Annotated in this window: 17 protein-coding genes; 6 read left to right on the top strand and 11 right to left on the bottom strand. The window is 62.1% G+C overall.

Going from position 1 to position 22,709, the window contains the following annotated elements; genetic code table 11:
* The first annotated feature begins 459 nt into the window (after window positions 1-459).
* Window positions 460-882 (top strand): BlaI/MecI/CopY family transcriptional regulator, encoded by a 423-nt coding sequence (locus BUS42_RS12895; RefSeq protein WP_074307260.1) that lies wholly within the window; start codon window positions 460-462, stop codon window positions 880-882.
* Window positions 879-3,686, top strand: a complete 2,808-nt coding sequence (locus BUS42_RS12890) for a M56 family metallopeptidase (protein WP_074307259.1) — start codon at window positions 879-881, stop codon at window positions 3,684-3,686. The genes BUS42_RS12895 and BUS42_RS12890 overlap by 4 nt, the downstream gene beginning before the upstream one ends.
* A 167-nt stretch (window positions 3,687-3,853) precedes the next feature.
* On the opposite strand, the gene BUS42_RS12885 is transcribed toward BUS42_RS12890, so the two are convergent.
* The 6 genes from BUS42_RS12885 to BUS42_RS12860 all read right to left on the bottom strand — a co-directional run bounded on the left by BUS42_RS12885 (window position 3,854) and on the right by BUS42_RS12860 (window position 11,885).
* Window positions 3,854-4,393 carry a hypothetical protein gene (locus tag BUS42_RS12885; protein ID WP_074307258.1) on the bottom strand — a complete coding sequence of 180 codons (540 nt, stop codon included), beginning with the start codon at window positions 4,391-4,393 and terminating at the stop codon, window positions 3,854-3,856.
* 278 nt (window positions 4,394-4,671) lie between these two features.
* The gene (gene lpdA, locus BUS42_RS12880; protein ID WP_074307257.1) at window positions 4,672-6,087 is read right to left on the bottom strand and encodes a dihydrolipoyl dehydrogenase; all 1,416 of its coding nucleotides are present in this window, start codon (window positions 6,085-6,087) and stop codon (window positions 4,672-4,674) included.
* 119 nt (window positions 6,088-6,206) lie between these two features.
* Entirely contained in the window at window positions 6,207-7,469 is a 1,263-nt protein-coding gene (odhB, locus tag BUS42_RS12875; protein ID WP_074307256.1) for a 2-oxoglutarate dehydrogenase complex dihydrolipoyllysine-residue succinyltransferase, read from the bottom strand.
* 1 nt (window position 7,470) lies between these two features.
* Window positions 7,471-10,275, bottom strand: a complete 2,805-nt coding sequence (locus BUS42_RS12870; RefSeq protein WP_074307255.1) for a 2-oxoglutarate dehydrogenase E1 component — start codon at window positions 10,273-10,275, stop codon at window positions 7,471-7,473.
* A gap of 311 nt (window positions 10,276-10,586) precedes the next feature.
* Window positions 10,587-11,312 (bottom strand): lipoate--protein ligase family protein, encoded by a 726-nt coding sequence (locus BUS42_RS12865; protein WP_074307254.1) that lies wholly within the window; start codon window positions 11,310-11,312, stop codon window positions 10,587-10,589.
* Between the two features lie 120 nt (window positions 11,313-11,432).
* The gene (locus BUS42_RS12860) at window positions 11,433-11,885 is read right to left on the bottom strand and encodes a cytochrome c (protein WP_074307253.1); all 453 of its coding nucleotides are present in this window, start codon (window positions 11,883-11,885) and stop codon (window positions 11,433-11,435) included.
* A gap of 309 nt (window positions 11,886-12,194) precedes the next feature.
* Between BUS42_RS12860 and purM the strand changes: the two genes are divergently transcribed.
* The 3 genes from purM to BUS42_RS12845 all read left to right on the top strand — a co-directional run bounded on the left by purM (window position 12,195) and on the right by BUS42_RS12845 (window position 15,622).
* Window positions 12,195-13,271, top strand: a complete 1,077-nt coding sequence (gene purM, locus BUS42_RS12855) for a phosphoribosylformylglycinamidine cyclo-ligase (protein ID WP_074307252.1) — start codon at window positions 12,195-12,197, stop codon at window positions 13,269-13,271.
* Between the two features lie 131 nt (window positions 13,272-13,402).
* Window positions 13,403-14,488, top strand: coding sequence for a sugar-binding protein (locus BUS42_RS12850; protein WP_074307251.1), 1,086 nt, complete (start codon window positions 13,403-13,405; stop codon window positions 14,486-14,488).
* Between the two features lie 819 nt (window positions 14,489-15,307).
* Window positions 15,308-15,622, top strand: coding sequence for a hypothetical protein (locus BUS42_RS12845; protein ID WP_074307250.1), 315 nt, complete (start codon window positions 15,308-15,310; stop codon window positions 15,620-15,622).
* Between the two features lie 6 nt (window positions 15,623-15,628).
* Here BUS42_RS12845 and BUS42_RS12840 read toward each other — a convergent pair whose 3' ends face one another.
* Window positions 15,629-16,570: an IS630 family transposase gene (locus BUS42_RS12840; protein WP_074307249.1), complete on the bottom strand. Its 942-nt coding sequence runs from the start codon at window positions 16,568-16,570 to the stop codon at window positions 15,629-15,631.
* 390 nt (window positions 16,571-16,960) lie between these two features.
* On the opposite strand from BUS42_RS12840, the gene BUS42_RS12835 reads away from it, so the two are divergent.
* Window positions 16,961-18,439, top strand: coding sequence for an IS110 family transposase (locus BUS42_RS12835; RefSeq protein WP_159452220.1), 1,479 nt, complete (start codon window positions 16,961-16,963; stop codon window positions 18,437-18,439).
* A 286-nt stretch (window positions 18,440-18,725) separates the two neighbouring features.
* Here the strand turns inward: BUS42_RS12835 and BUS42_RS12830 are convergent, their stop codons facing one another.
* From BUS42_RS12830 to BUS42_RS42695, 4 genes are all read right to left on the bottom strand, one after another.
* Window positions 18,726-20,012: an IS4 family transposase gene (locus BUS42_RS12830; protein WP_254053475.1), complete on the bottom strand. Its 1,287-nt coding sequence runs from the start codon at window positions 20,010-20,012 to the stop codon at window positions 18,726-18,728.
* A 429-nt stretch (window positions 20,013-20,441) separates the two neighbouring features.
* Window positions 20,442-20,933, bottom strand: a complete 492-nt coding sequence (locus BUS42_RS12825) for a pentapeptide repeat-containing protein (RefSeq protein ID WP_083670182.1) — start codon at window positions 20,931-20,933, stop codon at window positions 20,442-20,444.
* Window positions 20,934-21,405: 472 nt separating this feature from the next.
* Window positions 21,406-22,137: an RHS repeat-associated core domain-containing protein gene (locus BUS42_RS12820; protein ID WP_074307246.1), complete on the bottom strand. Its 732-nt coding sequence runs from the start codon at window positions 22,135-22,137 to the stop codon at window positions 21,406-21,408.
* Window positions 22,138-22,232: 95 nt separating this feature from the next.
* On the bottom strand, window positions 22,233-22,703 hold the full coding sequence (locus BUS42_RS42695; protein WP_143206315.1) for a hypothetical protein: 471 nt from the start codon (window positions 22,701-22,703) through the stop codon (window positions 22,233-22,235).
* Window positions 22,704-22,709: the final 6 nt, after the last annotated feature.

Here is a 22,709-nt window from a genome sequence, read left to right as displayed (position 1 = left end):
CTCGCGGGCTGCGAGTCGTCCGCCGTCGCGCGAGTTTCGGGACCACGAGATCTGCTTTTAAACTAGCGATCGAAGTGGGAAAGCTCCATGAGGGAGATTCCCTCGCGGGACGAGTGGAGCCGGTTCACGTCGCCCGATCGTGTAACACTTACGCCTCCGAACCACACATTCTTGGAAGGCACGGAACACCTCGGGGCAGACAAAGCCAGGCGCTTGATCGCGCGGGCGAGCGTCGCCGCAGTCGACCGCAATCGCTTCCAAGTTCCCCCTTGACATCCGTCAGTGCTTGGCTACGATAAAACCAGATCTAGAAAACCAAAACTCAAGCGGTGGGGACGATCGCTGTCGCCTTGAGTCCTTGGGTACAGCTCGATCGTCACGAACCTGACGCGATCCCGCACTGGGGGCGGCCGTGCCGCTGCGCCCTTTTGTCGGGAGCGGAATGGAGGAACCGACACGATGGCCCGTCCGCCCGCGAAGGAGCTCACCGAGCGTGAGCTCCAGCTTATGCACACGTTTTGGAGCAGGGGGGGGACTCCGGCAACGGTGGCCGAGATCCGCGATGCCCTGGCGGCCACCGGGCTCGAGCTGGCTTATACCACGGTCGCCACGGTAGTCCGGATCTTGGCCGATAAGGGGTTCCTCCGCCAGACCAACGCTGACCGGCCGTTCCTCTATGTGGCTGACCGGTCTTATGAAGATGTTTCGCGAAGTCTCTTGGGGGAAGTTCTCGATCGGGTCTTTCGGGGCTCGCGTGAGATCTTGCTCGTCAGGCTGCTCGAGCAGGAGCGGCTGGGCGAGCGCGAACGCGAGCGGCTTCGCGCGATTCTCGATGAAGGGAAAGCTCCCGAGGACCAGCCGAAGAAGGGACGGAAGCCATGAACGACCTCGGTGGCCTTTTGGTCGAAGCCACAGCACGCGTCACCGCGCTCGCGGCCGTCGGCGTCGCGCTCGTCCTGCTCCTCCGCCGGCGGGGACCCGCGGCGGGTGTGCTGGTCACGATGACGACGCTGCTGGGCCTGGTCGCTGTCTCCGTCTCGTCGCTCTCTCCCTGGCCGCGGTTCTGGTCGATCGACGTGGGGACCACGGCTCCCTCCGCTCCGCGCTCGGACGTGGCCGTGAGCCGCCCACTGACGACACCGACGGTGGTGCCCGAGGCGCCGAAATCTCCCCAGGTGAGCGACACGCGGCTCAATGACTTCGCCCGGGAATTTGTCCGGGACCTCCAGAGCCTCGGGATCCGCCCCGTCCCCGAGGCCGCGAGCCGATGGCAGTGGCCGGCCTGGTTTGCGGCGGCACTGCTCGCGGCGTCGGGCTTAGGGATCGCTCGGCTTGCTCTGGCGTTGCGGGCGGTGGCCTCCCTCCGGCGCGGGAGCCGACCGATCGCCGACGCCCGGTTGTGCGACGAGGTGGAGCGGTTGCGACTCGAGTCCGGGTGCTCGCGCCCGGTCGAGCTCCGCGCGACCGATGACCTGACCACGCCGGCCACCATCGGTTGGCGACGACCGGTGCTGCTGCTGCCCTCGGATTGGCGCGACTGGGACGAGCACGAGCGGCGGGCGGTGCTGGCGCATGAATTGGGACACATCCACCGAGGTGATTACATGCTCGGTCTCTGGGCTCAGGTGTGCCTGGCCGTCCACGTCTATCACCCGTTGGCGCACTGGCTGGCGGCCCGGCTCCGGCTCGAGCAGGAACTGGCGGCCGACGCCTGGGGCGCGCGTCTCTCGGGGGGCAATCGCCCCTACCTCGAGGCCCTCGCCCGATTGGCGCTCCGACGTTCGGGCACGCTCGAGTCGTCACTGGCCGCCTGGCCTGCTCGTCCTTTCCTTCCGACCCGTGGGACTTTGCTCAGGAGGATCGACATGCTTCGTGAAGCTGACCCGAACCCGCTCCGGACCCACGCGCTCCCGCTGATCGGGCGCGTCCTCACCGTCGCCGCCCTCGCGGTCGTCGGCCTGCTCGTCGCCGGCATCCGCGGCCCTGCCACGACCGCTCTCGCCCAGCAGAAGGCGACTCGACTCGAAGTGGCCGTCGATCAGGTCGAACCGGACGATGCCGGCACGGATGTTTTCGACCTCTCGCATGCTCCCGTCAACACGATGATGGCCGTTGTCGGCAAGCCGGCCGAGATCCTCCGTCGGCCCGAGTTCCAGCCGGTCGCCGCCCTGCTCAATGACCCACACGAGCGTCTGTGGGCGGGTTCGCCCAACCTCAAAGCGGACGAAGTCGAGAGTATGACCGTGCTCATCCTCCGCGCTCGGGAGGGTGGCGGGACCCCTGGTACGCCGAATCCTCCGACCGTGATCTTGCACTCGACCAAGCCACAGGACTGGAAGGCCGTCGCCAAGTCGTTTGTGAAACGCCCCGAGGTGGTCCAGTTCGACGGCAGCTCTTATACACGTTCGATGGGGGCTCCCAATGACTCGGGGGTTTTCACACCCGACGATCGCACGATCGTCATTGGTTCGGAGGATGCCCTCAAACAGGTAATCACCTCTCGCAAGGGTGGCCCGAGCCGACATGCCTGGGACGGTGCCTGGTCGCGTGTGAAGAAGGGGCAGATCGCGTTTGCCTTCGACCCCATCTGGGTGCTCGCTCAAATGGGGCCAGGGGTGCCGTCGCCGCTTTTCGACGGCATCATTGGCCTGTTTCCCCCACTCCTCGACTCGGCCACGGCCTACGCTGTTGGACTCGACTCGGACAATGGGCTTGGCCTCGACCTGGTCGCGACCTGCTCCTCGGACGACGGGACCAAGCGAGTCAGTGAGATGCTCCAGGCGGTGATCACCTTGGCTAAGAACGCGCTACCGGGCCTCCGGCGGGAAGTCCTCGCCCAGCCTGACCCGACGCGGGAATCATCGCTCAGGCTGTTCGGCTTGGCGGAGCAGCTTCTGGCCAACGCGCGGACCGAGGTTGTGGGGGACAACCGGGTCGTGAGTCTCCATGCCAGGAGTGATGGCGATCTGGCCGGAGTGGTACCGCTCTTCCTGACGGCGGGAACTGCTTCACGGTCCGCCGCGCGACGGGCTCAGAGCCAAAACAATTTGAAGCAACTCCTCCTGGCGATGCACAACTATGCCGATACCCATGGTCACCTGCCCCCGGCCGTCATCCGGCCCGACGATGGCAAGCCCCCCTATAGCTGGCGGGTTGCCATTCTGCCCTTCATCGATCAGAACGATCTTTTCAAGAAGTACAACTTCAACGAGCCGTGGGATAGCGTCTCGAATCGGAAGCTGATTGAGAAAATGCCCGCGATCTATCGATACCCGTCTGACGAGTCCGGCAACAATGCCTACTTCGTGGTGACCGGTGAGCCGACGCTGTTCCCACCGGGCAACCCCGGGGTGAAGTTTGCGGAAGTGTTTGACGGACTCTCAAACACGATCATGGTCGTCGAGGCGAAACGCGAGATTCCCTGGACCAAGCCCGAGGATCTCGCATACGACCCGGCCAAGCCGATGCCCGAGTTCGGCGGATTCACTAAGGAGGGAGGCAATTCCGGGTTCGCCGATGGCTCGGTCCGTTTCATCTCGACGCGGCTCGATCCTCAATTGCTGAAGGCACTCCTGAGTCGAGCAGGGGGTGAGGTCGTCAGACTCAACGACGACCACTCAAACCCCATCCCCGCGACTCTCGACATCCCGACACAGCCGCCAACGGCCACGCCACTGAAACGTTGAGCTCGACCTGATTGCGGCATGTCCTGTCCGACCAGTCCTGGGATTGTGGCCGGCGCCGCCATCCCAGGACTGGTGTGGGGAAAAAGTGCCAGGAGCCGTTGTTCCCTAGTTATCGACGTTCCCTAGTTGTCGACATGTCGTCGGTGGTTTCGGTTCTCAACAAGTGGCTACTCCTCCAGACTGGGGAGCGGCCTGGGGGCTGGTATCACCCGTTGAACGGTGACACCCACCTTTTTCACGAAGCCTTCGATGAAATGGAGGTAGCCCTGGGGATGCAAGGTCTGAGAACGCCAGATCTCGATCGAATTCAGGATGGTTCGGAGGATCCCGATCAGGTCGTTCCGTCCGGGTAACTCCCCGGCCTCGTCCAGGTATCGCCAGTTCCGTCGGATGTTGGCGATGATCAGATCTTCCTCGCCCCCATCGGTGATGGTCACCTCGTCGGACTCGGATTCCGGAGGGAGCGACCCGTCCCGCATCTGAATCACGAGTTGCTCGATCGCTGCTTCGACGTCGTCGTCGGTCAGCTTGAAGTCGCACATCACATACGACTCGTAGATGCCGACCTCCGTACGTAAGAAGATCGGCGCGTTCTCGTCGGTCTTGTACTTCTTGCCCGAGTAGGCGAGCGGCTCATGCTTCCGAGACCGCTCGGCACGCTTCTTGAGCTTGGCCTTGCGTTTCTGGTTGTGACTCGGCTTGGCCATCAAGCACCTCCCTCTCCCTGACGTGGCTCTGCGTCGTGATCCCCGAGGTCTTTTCATTTGCCACCGGCAATCCGACTGCGAAGCGATGCTTGTTGTCGTGTAGGCTTTCACGACCAGCAACCCGAAAAGAGGGCCGCTAAAGCCTACCCTACAAAGCATCCTGAGGACTTCGCAATCCTCCTGCTCAGGACGCGCAACGAAAACCCACGGGTTGCCGGCGCTCCGGCAAATCCGTGGGTTGGTTGTGAGGGCAGAGTGGGGCAGGGGCCTTGGCTTACTCAGCCGTGGATGGCGCGGCGATCGACGGCCATGGCGGCTTCGCGGACGGCTTCGGAGAGGGTGGGGTGGGCGTGGGAGATCCGCGCGATGTCCTCGGCGCTGCCGGCGAACTCCATGATCGTGACCGCCTCGGCGATCAGGTCCGAAGCGCGGGGGCCGAAGATGTGGACGCCCAGGACCCGGTCGGTCTTCGCGTCGGCGAGGATCTTGACGATCCCTTCGGACTCGTCCATCGCCTTGGCGCGGCCGTTGGGGAGGAACGGATACTTGCCCACCTTGTACTCGAGCTTCTGCTCCTTGGCCTGCTCTTCAGTGATCCCGACGCTCGCCATCTCGGGCCAGGTGTAGATCACGCTCGGGATCGTGTTGTAGTCGACGTGCCCGGCCTTACCGGCGAGGATCTCGGCAAACGCGACCCCTTCGTCCTCCGCCTTGTGGGCGAGCATCGGTCCGTCCACCAGGTCGCCGATGGCCGAGATCGTCGGCACGTTCGTGCGGTAGTGGGCGTCGATCGGGACCTTGCCGGTCTTGGGGTCGACGGTGACGCCCGCTTCGACCAGGCCGAGCCCTTCGGTGTGCGGCCGACGGCCGACGGCGACGAGGACCCGGTCGCAAGGGACCGTGAGGACCTGGCCGTCTTTCGTCTCGGCGGTGACGGTGACGCGGTCCCCTTCGACCTTCGCGCCTGTGACCTTGGTCTCGAGGTGGAACTCGAGGCCTTGTTTGATCAGGCTCTTGTGGAGCAAGGTGCCCACCTCGAGGTCGGCCATCGGCACGATCCGAGGGAGGAACTCGATGACCGTGACCTTGGCGCCCAGCCGCTTCCAGACCGAGCCGAGCTCCAGGCCGATGTAACCGCCGCCCACCACCACCAGGTGTTCGGGGACGCGGTCGAACGTCAGGGCTTCGGTCGAGCTGACGATCGTCTTCCCGTTGAACGGGATAAACGGCAGGTTCACCGGTGCACTTCCGGTGGCGAGCAGGATGTGCTTAGCTTCCAGCGTGGTCTCCGCGCCCTTGGCGTCGCGGACCACCACCGTCTCGCCTGAGGTCACGCGGGCGGTGCCGAAGACCGGTTCGATCTTGTTCTTCTTGAACAGGAACTTGATCCCTTCGGTCAGGCTCTTGACGACCGTGTCTTTGCGGGCAAGCATCGCCGGGAGGTCGAGCCCGATCGCATCGACCTTGATTCCGTGCTTGGCGAACTTGGTCTGCGCCAGGTGGTAGAGCTCGCTGGAATCCAAAAGCGCTTTGCTCGGGATGCAGCCGATGTTCAGACAGGTCCCGCCCAGCGACTCGCGTTTCTCGACGCAAGCCACCTTCATCCCGAGCTGCGCCGCGCGGATCGCGGCCACGTAGCCCCCGGGGCCGGAACCAATCACAACCAGGTCGTAGCGATTTGACTCGGGAGCCATTAACGTTCCTTCACTCGCAAAGGGAGCAGACGAGAGACGTGGAAAGACGTTGGGGCGCGTAACGAAGCGGCGGGGGGTGATCGTTTCGTTTCACCCCCCGCCGCATATCGTGACGAACCTCAGATTTCCAGCATCAGCCGTTCGGGATTCTCAATGCATTCTTTGATGCGAACGAGGAAGCTGACCGCCTCGCGACCATCGACGATGCGGTGGTCGTAGGAGAGCGCCAGGTACATCATCGGGCGGATCACGACCTGGTCATCGATGGCCACGGGCCGTTTCTGGATCGAGTGCATCCCGAGGATTCCGCTCTGCGGCGGATTCAGGATGGGCGTCGACAGGAGGGATCCGAAGACGCCGCCGTTGGTGATCGTGAACGTGCCGCCCTGGAGGTCACTGACCGCCATCGTCCCTTCGCGGGCCTTGACGGCGTAGGCGCCGATCGCCTTCTCGATCCCGGCGAACGTGAGCCGGTCGGCATCCCGGATGACCGGGACCATCAGCCCCCGTTCGGTGCTGACGGCCACGCCGATGTCGTAGGCGTTGTGGAGGACGATCTCGTTGCCGTCGATCCGGCCGTTGACCGCCGGGAACGCCTTCAAGGCCTCGACCGCCGCCTTGAGGAAGAACGACATGAACCCGAGGGCCACGCCGTGCTTGGTCTTGAACGTGTCCTTATAACGCGCCCGCAGGTCCATGACCCGCGACATGTCCGCCTCGTTGAACGTGGTCAGGATCGCGGCGGTCTGCTGCGCTTCGACCAGGCGCTGGGCGATCTTCTGGCGGATCCCGGACATGCGCTTGCGCGTCTCGCGCGGCAGCCCCGAGGTGGTTGCCGGCCCGTTGGTGAGCGCGGCCGGGGCCGCGGCTGGCGCACCGGACGGGGCCGCCGGTTCGCCGGGGGTCGCCGCGACGTGCGCCAGGACGTCCCCCTTCGTGATCCGTCCTCCTCGGCCCGTTCCGTCGACCTGGTTGGGATCGACGTTCTCCTCGGCGACGATCCGTCGCACGGCCGGCGAGAGCGTCACCGCCGCGCCTCCGTTGGCCGTGGCCGGAGCGGTGGCGGCCTTGGGGGGAGCGACCGCAGACTTGGAGTCGGCCGGCGGCTTGGGAGCGGCGACCGCCGCCGCGGCCGAGGGCTGGCCCTCGGGGTCGATGGTGCCGACCGTGGCGCCGATGTCCACGGTCTCGCCCTCGGCGACGTTGATTTTCAGGACGCCCGAGGCGGAGGCGGGCACGACGTTATTCGCCTTGTCGGTCTCGAGCTCGAACAAGGGTTCGCCCGCTTTGACGGCCGAACCGTCGGCCTTGAGCCAGCGTGACAGGATCCCTTCGGAAATGGACTCGCCGACTCCCGGCACGGTAATGGCGACGGCGGGCATCTCAGCTCACTCCTTGCTTAAGCGACAGGGCGACGGCGGGACGGACCGGATGAGCGTGGACCAGGTGGGGGATCGCCGACCCGATCGCGGCTTCGACCAGCTCGTTTTGTTCCCGTTCGTGGACCGAGTGCGATCCGGTCGCGGGACTGGCGCTGGCGTCGCGACCGACGTATTGGAACGGGAAACCCATCAGTTCTTGGAGCCGAGGCGCGACGAACGTCCAGGCCCCCATGTTCTGCGACTCTTCCTGGGCCCAAACCCACTCGCGGACGTTCTTGTACCGCGAGAGCGCGGCCTTCAGGGCTTCTTCGGGCCAGGGGTAGAGCTGTTCGAGTCGGACGATTGCGACGTCACGCGTCTTGCCCACTTCCTCGCGCTTGGCGATCAGGTCGTAGTAGACCTTGCCGCCGCAGACCACCACCCGGCGAATCCGCTCGGGGTCGGCGGCGGGGTCGTCGATCGCTTCGTAGAAACGATTCGAGACGAGTTCATCCACCGGCGAGACGGCCAGTTTGTGACGCAGCAGGCTCTTGGGCGTCATCACGATCAAGGGCTTGCGGAAATTACGGCGGACCTGCCGGCGGAGCACGTGGAAGTACTGCGCGGGGGTCGAGGGGGTCACGACCTGAATGTTGTCCTCAGCGCAGAGCTGGAGGAAACGTTCGAGCCGGGCGCTGGAGTGTTCCGGTCCTTGCCCTTCGTAGCCGTGCGGCAAGAGCATGACCAGGCCGCTGGCGCGCCCCCACTTCGACTCGGCCGAGGCGATGAACTGGTCGATGATGACCTGTGCACCGTTGGCGAAGTCGCCGAACTGAGCCTCCCAGAGGATCAGCATATGAGGTTCGTCGAGCGAGTAGCCGTAGTCGAACCCGAGCACGGCGGACTCGGAGAGCAGGCTGTCGTAGATGCAGATCTCCGCCTGCTCGGCCGCCAGGTTTTTGAGCGGGTAGTAGCGCTCTCCGGTCTGGCCGTCGACGATGACCGCGTGTCGCTGGCTGAACGTGCCACGACGGCTGTCCTGGCCGCTGAGCCGCACCGGGGTGTTTTCGATCAGGAGTGACCCGAAGGCGAGCGACTCGGCAAACGCCCAGTCGACTCCCCCCTTGGCCTCCATGACCTTGACCCGGTTGCCGTAGATCCGCTCGATCTTCGGGTTGACGGCGAATCCGGCGGGGACGACCGCCATCGCCGTCGTCATCTGCGCGAGCGTATCGTACGGGATGCCCGTCTCGGTGGGCGCGAACGAGTAGTGGGGGGTGAATCCTTGCCAGTGCGAGCCGAACCCGGGCTGCAACGGCTTGGGGGTACTCTGCCCCTCGTGGACTTCCTTGTAGACCTCTTCCATCTTGTCGCGGAAGGTCTCGGCGATGGTCTCGACCTCGTCGGTCGAGAGCTCGCCGATCATCACGAGGTTCTCGGTGTAGAGCTCGCGGATGCTCATCCGGTCCTTGATTTTGCCGTACATCAAGGGCTGGGTGAACGCCGGCTCGTCCCCTTCGTTGTGGCCGTGGCGGCGGTAGCAAACCATGTCGATCACGACGTCCTGGCCAAACGTCTCGCGGAACTCGAGCGCGAGCTCGGCCACGTAGACGACGGCCTCGGGGTCTTCACCGTTGACGTGGAAGATCGGCACTTCGATCATCTTCGCAACGTCGGTGCAATAGCGGGTCGAGCGGCCCTCGCTGGGGGCGGTGGTGAACCCGATCTGATTGTTCACGACGATGTGAATCGTGCCGCCGGTGCGATAGCCGGGCAACTGCGACAGATTCAAGGTTTCGGGCACGAGCCCTTGGCCGGCGAACGCGGCGTCGCCGTGGATCAGGATCGGCAGGCCGAGCTTGCGGTCGCGGTCCTTGAAACGGCGTTGCTTGGCGCGAACTCGACCTTCGACGACCGGGTTGACGGCCTCGAGGTGGCTCGGGTTGGGGGTCAACGAGAGGTGGATCGAATGCTTGTCGGTCGTGACGTGGTCGGCCGAGAAGCCCAGGTGGTATTTGACGTCGCCGTCGCCGCCGACGGTCTCCGGCATGTTCCCTTCGAACTCGCTGAAGATCATGCCGTAGGGCTTGTTGAGGATGTTCGCCAGGACGTTGAGCCGTCCTCGGTGGGGCATCCCCATGACGATTTCGCGGACGCCGAATTTCGACGATCCCTCGATGATCGAGTCGAGTAGGGGGATGAGCATTTCCCCCCCTTCGAGCGAGAACCGCTTCTGGCCGATGTAGTGGCTGTGCAGGAACGACTCGAAGAGTTCCGCCGCGTTGAGCTTGAGGACGATCCGCCGCTTCTTGCGGAGGTCGAAGTTCGGCCGGTTGCGGTTCGGTTCCATCCGCGACTGAAGCCAGCGACGGACTTCAACATTGCGGATATGCATGTATTCGACGCCGATTTTGCGACAATACGTCTCGCGAAGGACCGCGATCAGTTCGCGCAGCGTCGAGTGAGGGGGGTCGCTGAGTTTGTTGTAAAAGGGCTTATCGAGATCGGCCGAGGAGAGGCCGAACGCGGCAAGGTCGAGCAATTCGTGCGAGTCGCGTGCGGGGTTGAGCTTCAAGGGGTCGAGGTCGGCCAGGTAATGACCGATCTCGCGGTAGGCGTCGATTAATCGGGTGACCGCGGCCTGAGCCCGCGCGGCATCCAGATCGACGTCGGCCCGGGCCATTCCGTCACCGGATTGGCCGAGCTCATAGCCCTCGAAGAAGAGCCGCCACGATTCATCAACCGAGGCGGGGTCGGTCCGCCAGCGCTGGTAGTTACCCTCGATAAGATCGAGATTCCACCGGTTCGCGACCGTCGAGCGATTCATTGGAAAAGATCCCTAGTTGGGCCCGGCGCATGGCCTGACCCGTTGCCGAATTGGCAATCCAGGACGATGGTCGGTCTCGCGGAAAAACGCGACGACACGCATGATCTCAGCATAACCCAAAGGGTCCTGGGCCCAAACCCCTATCCGTTCTCTTTTTCTCAGGATACGCACCCTGGGCAAACGGATCGATATCCATGCCAATTTGAGGCCGTGCTGAGTCAAAAACCCGGATGTTCGTGAACTCACTTTGGGGCCGCAGGTATACATTCGGCGGAACTCTCCCCGAGGTTTGAAGAAGGCTGATAAAACTCCTATAACCGCTCGATCCAGGCAGCATCAGCGAACTTGGCGGCGCGGAGCTCACGAATCAGATCTTCAGGAGGAATCACGAGTTCGGGAGGACGATGGGCCGGCAACCAGGCGCCGGTGACGGCTTCGATCAGTTTTTCGCGAGTGAGCGGGAGGTTGGTCAGGAAGTCCTCATGCGTGCGTTGGCCGCGGTAGGGGGGCTGACGGCGAGGAAGTCCAGTATAGCGGGGGACCAGGTGGAGTGGGAAGTCGTATAGGATCGATGCGTGGACCAGAAAGTGATTGCGCAGCCGGCGCTGGGCACTGCCCGAGAATTTGCGGAGATCGAGGGTCAGGTCGCCTGAACCGAGGACTTCGACGGCCGGCCCGCGCGCCCGGATCGCGTCGGCCAGGCGGTCGAGGACGAACCGCTGCGCCACGTCCACGGCCGTCAGGCCGGGGGCGACGTCGATCGCCAGCACGACCGACACGTTCAGGGCGCCCGGCCCGATGACGACAGTGCCTCCGCCGCTCGCGCGGCGCGCGATTGCCACGCCATCGGCCTTGCAGGCGTCGACCAGGACGTCGTCGTGGAGGCGTCCCGAGGCGCCGAGCACGACGGCCAGGGTCGGCGACTCCCAGATCCTCAGGGAGGCGCCGGCCGCGCGCTCCTCGGCGGCGACCAGCAGGGCTTCGTCGAGCGCCAAGTTGCTGGCGATTTCGGGCAAGGTCAGGTCGAGGTAGCGCATCGCGACGGCAAGGCCCAGGAGAAGCGAAAGCGAACGCCCCGGCCTTCCCGTGAGTCCGCGGGAAGGCCGGGGCCGAATGGATTGGCGTTCCGAATCAGAAGTCGAGGTCGGTGGGGCGGATCAGAAGCCGTCTTCCTCGACGCGGAAGACGTCGTGGCACTTGGTGCAGCTCTGGCTCACCGGGCTGTACGCCGACTTGGCCTGCTCAGCGTTCGTTTTGGTGTCGCTCACCTTGACGTGGAACTTCTCGAGTTCCTTGGTGAACGCGTCGCTCAGTTCGGCCCACTGCTTCTCGGCATCCTTGACGTTCTTGGCCTTCTTGACCGCGTCCTTGGAGAGCTCCTTCGCGTCTTTGGAGAGCTTGACGAGCTCTTCGACCAGGGCCGGCAGTTCCTTTTGGGCCTTGGCGTAGTTCACCTTGCTGCGCGTCGCCTTTTTGATGGCGCCATTCTTGACGTTGACCTTTTCCATCAGATCGTGGAGCGGTCCACCTTCGTCGGCAACCGAGAGGCCGGCGACCAGAGCGCTGAACGAGAACATTGTGGCGATGGCAACGATCCACTTTCGATTCATGACTTCTGGCTCCTCGTCGTTTTTTCGGGAAAGAACCGATGGCGGCGGGAGGGCCGCTCAATCCACGGCCCAAGCGTGCGGAAGGCTCAAAGATATCCCTCGCCGTCAGCCCGATCAAGCGCGTACAGTGGTATTGCCCACGAGAGGTGCTCGGCGGATCCAATGCGCCGCGTACTGGTGGTACAATGGGTGGGGAGCGCTTTGTAAGAACTGCCCGGTTCCTGAGCGCGATCCGAAGCCAAATCAGTCAGGGCACGCTCCGTTGACCGGGCGTACACCTGGACGACCCCAAAGCCCCGCGGAAGTTTTATGTCCGAGTCGATCGATTACCGGGCCGCTGGCGTTGACCTCGATACCTACGAGGAAACAATGGCCCAGCTCCCCCCTTTGCTGAAACGGACCTACCCGCTGACTCCCGCGCGGGTGATCGAGTGGAAGGACGGGTTCGCCGGTCTGTTCCGGCTCGATGCCAAGATCGGGCTCCTGACGCGCACCTACCGCGACCCGGTGCTCGTTGCCTCGACCGACGGTGTCGGCACCAAGCTGAAGCTGGCGTTCGCCACCGGCCGGCACGCGACGGTCGGAATCGACCTGGTGGCGATGTCAGTCAATGACTGCCTCTGCGCCGGGGCCGAACCGCTCCTGTTCCTCGACTACGTGGCCATGAGCAAAGACGACCCCAAGCTGACGCGCGACGTCGTCCAGGGGATCAGCGACGGCTGCATCGAGGCCGAATGTGCCTTGCTCGGCGGCGAGACCGCGATCCTTCCCGACTTCTACAAGGCCGGCGAGTACGACCTGGCCGGGTTCTGCCTCGGGGTCGTCGAGCGCAAGCACATCCTCGACGGCAAGGAAATTCGGCCGGGCGACAAGGTGATCGGTCTCGCCAGCTCGGGCCTCCACTCCAATGGCTACAGCCTGGCGCGGAAGATCGGGCTCGAAGCGGCCGGCCTTGAGCCCGACTCGTTCGTGCCCGAACTCGGGCGCACGGTTGCCGACGAATTCCTCGAGCCGACCCGGATTTACGTGCGGGCCATGAAGACGGTTTACCGCCACTATCGCGTTAAGCGGATCGTCCACGGCATCGCGCACATCACCGGTGGCGGCCTGGTCGACAACACCCCGCGGATTCTGCCCGAAGGCTGCTCGGTCCGGCTCCGACGCGGCTCGTGGGACGTCCCCAAGGTCTTCCCCTGGCTCCAGAAGATCGGCAACGTTCCCGAGGCCGAAATGGATCGGGTCTTCAATATGGGGATCGGCCTGGTGATGGTCGTCGCTGACTACTATGCCGACGCGATCGCGCGGTACGTCACGTCCGAGGCGAAAATTCCGGCCTGGGTGATCGGCGAGGTTGTGAAGGGCGACCGGACGGTGGAGTGGGCCTGACCGAGCCGCTGGGACGGTCGACTTGCTCCCGACCGTCCCAATGCTTGCAACCGGTCGCGGGCGCCCGTAGCATCGGCATTCCTCGACCTGACGGATTGGTCCCCTTTCCCCGTTGCCAAGAGACATTGACGATGCGCCATCTTCTCGGGGTCGGTCTGGCCCTCCTGGTTTGCTGTCCATTCTCGGCTCGCGGCGACGAACCCGCGCCTGTCCCCCTCGCGAACGGGGTGCGTGGTCTGGTGACGCTAGCTCCGAGCAAGGTCGAGATGGACGGCCGGCTCCGCGAGTGGTCGCAAGCCTTCTGCACCCCGCTCAGCTACAACCACAAGGCGGTCGAGAACCGCGCGGCGCAGTTCTTCTATATGTGGGACGACGAGGCCCTGTACATCGGCCTCCGTTGTCTCGACAAGATGCAGGCCAACCCCGCTCCTCTCTCGGCAACCTATAACGGGGACGCCGTCGAGTTTTATCTCGACACCCGCCCTGGTGCAGCGCTCCGAGGAAAAGAGTGGACCCCTGGCGCCATCCATTTCTACTACTCGCCGTTCGAAGGGGCCGAGGTCAAGCCGCGCTGGGTGATGCGGGACCGAATCGCCACCAGCGACACCGTGTTGAAGGGCGTTGAGATCGCCGCGTCGAGCGACGCCGACGGCTATGAGTGCGAGTTCAAGCTACCTTGGGCCAATTTTCCCGAGTTTTCGCCCAAGCTTGGAGCCGTTCTCGCCCTCGACGCCGAGCTCTGCAGCGGCGACGGCAAGTTGCGAGTCGATCGCACCTTCGCATACGGCTCGCCGCTCTCGGTCCAGCAGCCGGCCTCGCAAGGCAAGGTCGAGCTGGTGAAGGCGTTCGACCCGGACTACCTGAGCGTCGTCGGCCCCGCGAGCTTCCCGTTCTGGGTCGATACGCCTTGGGTCCAGCCGGAACGGGCGCAAGTGCAAGCGGTCGTGGCGATCCCCCCGGCGTTCACGGAGATTGTCGGCCAGGTTGAGATTCGGATCCATGACACCGAGGGAAAGGTGGTCAAAACGATCCCGGCCGAGATCGAGGCGTTTGGTCCCAAGGACAGTTCGTTCGTGCGGGCCATCGCTCGGTGGTCGATCGATGATTTCGCGCCCAACACCTACTTTGCCACCGCTCGGATCGCCGCGCGAACCGACAAAACCCTGACGACCGTGGCCCCTCGAATGGTCGCGGAGGCGATTGTTCAGGGGCGTTGATCGGAATCGTTCGCTACTCCGCCGTAAGGGTCTCCCCTCTTTTCCACCTCCAGCGGTTTACGTTCGGGCGACCACGGTTCGAGCGATCTGGGTGGTTAGGGTGATCCAGGGCGTGTCGATTCGGTCACGCCAAGCGCTCTGGACCATCAGATGTCAATCGGGCCACGGGCACTGTGCCGCACAAAGTGCAGGTAGACGGTATCGCCTGGATGGAGAATAAGACGCGGTAAACCCCCTTGCGGCGGCCGTAGACCATCCGCTGGAGGTGATGCCTTGCTGTTCGGATTCCTCCTCAGCGATGGGATGGCGTTCGGGGAAAGTGCGCAGCTTGGCGATCGCTTTTTCCAGGCCCACATACCAGGGGACGGAGGGGATATTGATTCCTGTGGCGTGGCGACCCGTCGCTCCGCGATCCGGCCTGGGTCGATCGAGTGAACGAACCCATCTCGGCGTCCGACTTGCAGAGGCTTCGGGAATCGGTCGCCCGAGAACGCCCGTTCGGTGGCAAGGAGTGAACCCGCCAAACGGCGTAAGCGCTTGGGCTCGAGTCGACCCTCCGAAACCGAGGACGGCCGCGGAAACAGTAAATTCGCTCCGTCCCTTTTCGGCCGCCGGGCGCAAAGACGTAATTAGCTCGCCAATCCGTATGTCAGGAGACTCTGGCAATTACATCCGTGAAGTCGACGTCGGCGAGCTTGTTGGAAAACTCCCAGTGAACAAGGGAGGCACGCCCACCAGCGTGATTACCGTTATCACGGACGTGAAAGGTAACCTTGTGAATACGTTCCCTGGCAGATTGGGGAGAAAGGCAGCGCTTTGATGATGACGATAATTCTTGAGAACCAGGAGGGGGATGTTCTGGCCAAAACTGCCGCACCGGGCAATGAGGAGTATTTGTGCCAGGACGATCCAAGTTTTCCGCTGCTCTTTCAATTCAGCACATCTAGCTATGATTGTTTTGCGGCAACCGACATGCCAGAATTGATTCGTGAACTGAAAAGGCTTCAGTCAATATTAAATGATGAGCTCAGTATAAAATGTATCGATTACGTTGTGGAATTGGCAGGCATGTGCCATTCGTTGCCTGGATCAACTTTGACATTTACGCCTTTCGAAGATGTCATGGAATCCTAGAGCGCCTCACAGTTGCATAGCATACGCCGCACGGTCCTGGAACCATCCGGCGATGTTTTCGGGGGTGACGTCATGCAAGGCCGAACCGAACGCCGCATAGACCGTCTCCTTCGTTCGCGCCGCCGCCGACCTCATCGCACCCTTGACCTTCGAAAACATCTCCTCAATCGGTGTCAGGTCCGGACTCCACGGCGGCAACGGCACCACCTCCGCTCCGGCCGTCTCGACGGCCTCGATCGCATCTTCCGACTGGTGCGGCTTGAGATTGTCCCAGATCACCACGTCCCCCGACTTCAACTCCGGGACCAACACCTGTTCCACGTAGGCCTCGAACACGTCGGTGTTGGTGGCGCCCGGGAAGGCCAACGTCGCCGTCACCCCGGAGAGGCGCATCCCGCTGGTCAGCGTGATCGAATCCCAGTGCCCGGGCGTCGTGGAGTAGACGCGTTCTCCCACCGGGGCGCGGCCGTAAGTCCGGGTCATCGCCGTGTTGGCCCCGCATTCGTCCACGAAAACCAGGCGTTTCGGGTCCACGCCAGCGAGTCGCTCGCAGAATTCGCGCCGCTGCTCCTGGACGTCCGGGCGGTCCTGCTCCTGGGCACGGGGCACCTTCTTCTTGCGTGGCAGCCCCAATTGGCTCAAGGCGCGCGAGATGGTCATCAGGCAGCACGAGAGGCCGAGTCGTTGGCGGCATTCCTCGAGTGTGGCATCGGGTTGCTGGCGGATCAATTCTCGAAGCCGTTCCAAGTCCTCGGACCCGAGCACGGCGGGGTTGCCACCGCCGTGCGGTCTGGGTTCGACCGAGCCGGTCGTGCGATGGAGTTGGAGCAAGCGTGTGACGAAGGAGATACTGACCAGGAACCGTTTCGCGATCTGGCGTACCGACCCGTCACCGCGCTGGATCGTCTCGAGGACCCGCAGTCGGAGATCTTGAGAATAGGGTGTCATCGGCCACCTCCTAACTCAGATCTCCTTTCAAATGGCGTGCCATCCAACTGTTAGGCGCTCTAGTTCTCTAAATAATGTGTAGAGAATCGTTGGGAGCCATGTCAGACCAGGACGTCGAGCATCGCCCACCTACCGTCTTGTACCCACTCGGCCTGGCCGCTCGAGGCGATGTCTCCCTTTGTTTGCCTATGTCCCCCTGGTATGTAGCAAATCAGAGAGAATAACTCTTAACTCTCTGGCTCATAAAGACTTCCATAGTAGGAGTGGGATTTCTTCCCGGTCCTTTCTTGGAGGTCCATTCGCATGGCAACTCGCACTGCTTCCAGGCGGCATCGTCGCTCCCACGAGATTCAGAAGCCTACGGGAACCTTGCATCCCCGAGTGCAAGCCGTGGGCCCAGAACGGTTTGGGATCGTCAGCATCGATTGCGCCAAGGCACGATCCAAGTTCCTGCTGGCCGATTTCTATGGGACGGTCCTGCTCCCTCCCACGGTCATCAACCACGATCGCGGGGGGGTCGAGGCAGCGATTCATGCGGTCCACGAGGCGGCTCAGCGGCTTCGGCTCGGGGTGGTGATCGTCGTGGTCGAACGCACGGGGCGGTTTCACCTGCCGGTCCAGGCCGCGTTCCAGGCGGCTGGCTTTGAGGTCCGGATCGTCCATCCCTTCGCCACCAAGCAATTTCGCCAGCCCGCCGATCCCGGCAATAAAACCGATGACACCGACCTCTCCGCCATCCATCGCGCGGCGGTCAACAGTTTCGGACTCCTCGAGCACGAACCCGACCCCCTCTACGCTGACCTCCAACTCCTGGCTCGTCATCGCCGCGATCTTGTCACCAAGAACGTCACACTTCGAAACCAAATTCACGACCATTTTCAATTGATTATGCCAGGGTTTAGTGCGGTCATTGATCCGTTTGACAGCCCACTGCCGCTCTGGATCGTCAAGAACTTGCAATCGGCCGACGCGATTCTCGAGGTCGGTGTCCTCGGGCTCCTCAGGCGGCTTCGTGAGGCGGGATTCCATCCGCATCTGAAGACCGTCGAGAAGATCGTCGCCTGGTCCAAGGCGGCTCCCGCACAACATTCGCAATCGCCAAGTCATCTGCGGTTGCTCATGTCACTTGATGGAGATCGGATGACCAAGCTTGAGGCCATCCGGACCGTCGAAGGGGATCTCGCCGGGTTCCTGGCTCGCACCCCCTACGTGCTGTTGCTGGGAATTCCGGGGATCAACGTGGCGACCGCCGCCGAGTTCGCTGGCGAGATGGGGCCGATCGGCCGTTATCCCAAAGCCCGTTCGATCACCGGCCGCGCCGGGCTGTTTCCCTCGCGGTATCAAAGCGACACCGTCGACCGGAGCAACGGGGCGTTGGTGCGCCGCGGCAATCACTCGCTCCGCGAAGTGATCCTCCGGATCGCCGACAATTTGATCACATGTAATGATTATTTCAGGATCCAAGCCGCCAAGTGGCGATTGAGTGGCAAGGATCCGCGCGACATCCATGTCAAGGTCGGCGGACGATTCTGCCGGATCGCCTACCAGATGGTGGCGGGGCAATCGGTCTACCGCCACCCGAGCTGTCAGCATCGGCATTATGTTCTTGAAAAACTGATCAAATTTTTGAACGAACACAATGTTGATTGTGCACGTACTATGTTGATCTTGGATTCGGCGGTGTGCCAGCTTCCCCGATCGGAGCATCGGTCGGAGGCGGTCCCGCTGACCGAGGAACTGTCGCGGCCCCGGTCGAAGCGGGGAACCGGTCCGCAACTTTTGGGCGAGATTCTCCCCGCGGTCTTGGCGAAGCTGGGGGTGAATTTGCTACCATCGAGCGTGTCAGGGGAGCCTGATCCCACAGAGTGACGACCCGGCCGAGGGACCGAATAACGTCGAATGTCCCCGTGGCGCAAAGCCGTGGTTAAAGCGTGGCGCTCTGTCCGATCACCAACGTCGGATCCGGCTGTGTGGGGTCACTCCCCTGATATTCAATAGTGTCCGGGATTCCTGATGGCGAGGAGGCTTTTCGTCAGGACATCCCAGAATAATTCGATTTGAACAGCCTTGCAGCCGCCTCCTTCGGTTTGGAGGGCGATCCCGGCGCATGCCGCGGCATGACCTCGTCCGCAGCGCGTGGACGGGCCCTGATCGCTTATTTGGGTTTTTCGGCACGCTTCCGCGCAACGCGGTCACGCTGTAATTGGCACTGACGCTCCCGCTCGCGAAGGATCGGCATGATCTCGTCCATCGTCGCCGTTCCGTTGGCCACCATTCCCAGCAGACTAAACATATACTTGCTGGGGCGATTCCCTGTATGGATGTACATGAGCGTGACGCCGATCACGGCGACGTAGAAGCTCAACAGCACACCCTCGCGGCTGTGACTGATCAGATGATCGAACCGCGCGTAGCTTTTCAGCCAGCGGAAAAACAGTTCAACTTGCCATCTATGACGATATAATACTCCGATAATTGATGCGTCGGGCTCGAGCAGGGTCGTCAAGAGGTAGACCGGATTCTCGGGGTCATCCTTGGGGACGATGACCACTTCGCGAAGGACGATGCCCAGCGGTTTGCGATGCGTCGAGCCGGGAAAACGGACCAGTCGATCGGAGATGACGTCCGCGTCGCGGGCCTCTTGGGTGAGTTCCCTCGTCTCGGTCGTCTCGAGGTTGGGGGTGCGTTCTCCGGGTTTCCGGAACCGCATCACGAAATCCGCCGCCGGTTCTACGTGGGCCTTGATCAGCTTGAAGCTGAAGATCCCCCGGTCGTAGAGATGGATCGCCCCGGGGGTGATGGAGTACGCGGCGGTGGTCGCCTCGCTCTGGCCGGCCTCGGGGACGACGATCAGCTCGGGGAGCCAGGTTTGGGCATCGACATGGAAGTCGAGGCGAGCGCCGGTCTTGCCGCCGCGGCGGCGGACGCTCCAGGCCACTGAGGCGGCGGCATGAAGGAAGGTGCCATCGACGGCGAGGACCTGGCGGTGAAGCGAGCTCAGGGGATCGGCGGCCTGGTTCGGGTTGGGACTGGGCTTGAGAACGTTGCGTCGGAGCTGATCGAGGATCGGCTGCAAGCGAGTGTGGTCGGCCAACTTATTGAAGTCGGAGAGGGTGCTTTTGCAGAGTTTCTGGATCGAGAGGAATTTTTGGGCTTGTCGGGTTTGGCTGAAATCCTCGCTCGTCCTGAGGGTCCGCAGAGTGGGGTTGAAGAAGGCCAGGAGCATGGCAACGAAGACGTCGTCGAGGAAGAGGTCGCGGTTGCCATGGGGGTCCTGGTCGCGAAGTTGTGCGATGAGCCGTTCGATCGAATGGATGTGCTTGGCCCCGACCACTTGATCGGGCCAGATGGGCAAATCACGAGAGAGCCACCCCGGTGCCCCGACCCGTTCAGGTCGCTGGGAAGGGGGAGTGTCAACCAGGGGTGGTTTCTTGGCCGCCATGACGAATACTGTGGCCGACCGTAACCAAAAGCGCAAGCGAAGATTTGATGAAGGTCAATCCCGGACACTATTGCTGATATTACCAGTGTGGCGAGCGTGATCTGCAGCGACAGAGATGGTCCATCGGCCCGCGGTTCGTCCCCGGAATCTGAACAAACCGCCAGTATTCCTGGCCGGGACGGGGCCACTTCGTCCCCAGGCTGCCCGCCCTCGTTTTGACCGATTCCTACATGGCTGTCTTTATTCGCCCATGAATGGCAACATTCCCGTGCAGTTCTGAGGGGAGGGGGTGACGGCGACGTCACCTCCTTACCCGACCCCCGGGGAGCAATCCCCGGTGCGACCCGGCCACTACATAGAATGCGTGACGGCAAGCGTTTGCTCGATGCAGTGCATGTCCTTGTGCGCTCTGGGTGCAGATTCAGTTAGCTACGAAACTTTAATTGCTCCCGTACTTGCAGGATCAAATCCCACTGGCCATTGCGTAAAATCATCGTATTTGGAACCATTGAAATTTGCGGATTTTATATCCGTGCATTTCATGTTCGCCCCAAACAGGGTCGAGTTCCTAAAATCAGCTCCTTCGACATCAACATCCGACAAATCCGCATCACTCAAGTCTGCTTGTGAAAAATTGGCAAAAATAGCCCGTGATCGAGTAAATTGGGCACCTCGGCAGTCGGCCCCAACGAGCCAAGCATTGATCAGCGTGCAATTCGTCAAATTCGCTGCTCGAAGCACCGAACGATCCAAAGAGGCCGACCTAAGATCGGAATCAACGAAGCTTGCTTGAGTAAGGTCTTCACCGTCCAAGACCGCTTGGTGGAGATTGAGACGCTCTAAGTTTGCGCCCGCTAGCCTGTCAGCGTGAATCGTGACATGCGCCCCCGTATTGCATTTGATTTGAAACGTGTGATTCATCTGTTGCCCCAGTCCTTTGGAGAGAACTTGAACTGGTCCCAAGGAACGATGCGAGAGGGATCACCCCCCGGCCAATCTTGAATGGGCGGATTCTTTCCGAAAAGCCTGCCAGCAATGTATCGGTGGACGCCATCAACTATCACACCGTAATCGTTATCAACATTGATGGGCGGAGGTACATCCTCAGCCTCCAGTCTGCGGACATATCGCTCGATAACGGGAATTGAAGCTCCGCCTGACTGCTGAGAGTGCAATTCAGCACCTTGCATGGCTTGTCTAATGGTCTTCTCATTGACTTCGATTGGATTGGGTTTTGTATTGTTTGGAGCAGGACAGGTCTGACGGCTCGGCATTCGACCCGGACGATTGCCGCCAGGGTTGGGCTTGAAGAATGGTCCGGTGGGTCCAAGCTGCAAACCGGTATCCCATCCGCTCCAAAAGGCACCTCTCAACGTGGTATCGGGCGGTGACGTCAATGCCCCCAAGCGCCACCTACTCCGTCTAGAATTCCTCCGAAACTGCTTCCTGACTCGGCCCCAATCCCAAATCCTGCCACGGCTCCTGGGGGGCCTAATACTACCCCTCCCGCCACCGTATCTGCCACTCCCCAGGTCACTCCTCCTGATATCGCTCCACCAGCCCCACCTCCGAGTCCACCCGCCCCAATCACGCCGAGGGACTGGCCGTATGCTCCGACTGTATTTCCCACCCCGCCCCAACTTGGGGTCCAGTTCCAGGGCCACACGTAGCCCTGGCCCCCGAGGTGGAAGTCGGCCAACCCGGACGGGTCGACTTTGCCGGTCGGCCCGTTGCCGACGTAGCGGTAGAGGTTGGCGTCGCCTGCCGCGAACCCGATCGGGTCTTCCTGGGTCCAGCGGCCCAGCGCCGCATCATAGTAGCGGGCTCGGTGGTACTGCAATCCCGTCGCGGCGTCGAGCTCGCGGCCGGTGAACTTGAACCGGTCCCCGGCTGACGGGTTGGATTCGGCCGTGACGCGGCCAAAGCTGTCGTAGACGACGTGGTCGATCACCGTGCCCGCTGTGTTGGCCAGATCGCGGATCGAGCCCAGGCGGTCGGCCAGATACCACGCGGTGGCACCGGTGGCGTCGGTCCGGGCCAGGAGCATGTCGACGGCCGGGCCGTGCAGGTAGCGGGTCCGCAGCGTCCCGGCGGTCGGCGAACAAAGGGGGACATAGGCGAACAAAGGGGGACATAGCGATTATCGACAACTGTCGATAATCGCTATGTCCCCCTTTGTTCGCCCCTTTATTCGCTCTGGCGAGAGGACGATCGCAGATCTTACCGTTGAGGAGGCACTAGCCAGAGACTTCTCCTGAACTCAGCCTCCGTTGATTCTTTGTATTCAAGATAAAGTGCAACTGCATCAGAAAGAATACTTAAAGGCAACGACGGGTCGAGTCGAACGAAATCATGACTTTGATCGTTCCACGGCTCTTTTCCGAGCGGGAACAAATAAATCGACGGAGGTGTAATATCGAGTTCGTAAAAAAGATCGTCTTCGTCTCCAAAATTTATGCCGAGCCGATCCGTCGAGGATCGCAAACTAATACAACCTGCCAGAGTGTATTCTGCGCCATTGGCACAATGTGTCAACATGGAGCCTTCGGCAAGTACTTGCTGGATTCCTCTGATCCACTTGTCCTGGGAATTCAGACTTGGGTCGAGTTCATTTACGTGTATGTCGACAATTTGTCCTGGCGTAACCATGCATGCATGGTTAGATATCCATCTATTGATGTTTTTGCGCATGGATTA

It is taken from the genome of Singulisphaera sp. GP187, from assembly GCF_900129635.1.
GTDB lineage: Bacteria > Planctomycetota > Planctomycetia > Isosphaerales > Isosphaeraceae > Singulisphaera.
Note: the sequence above shows the minus strand (reverse complement) of the source record. Positions and strands in the feature narration are given on the sequence as shown.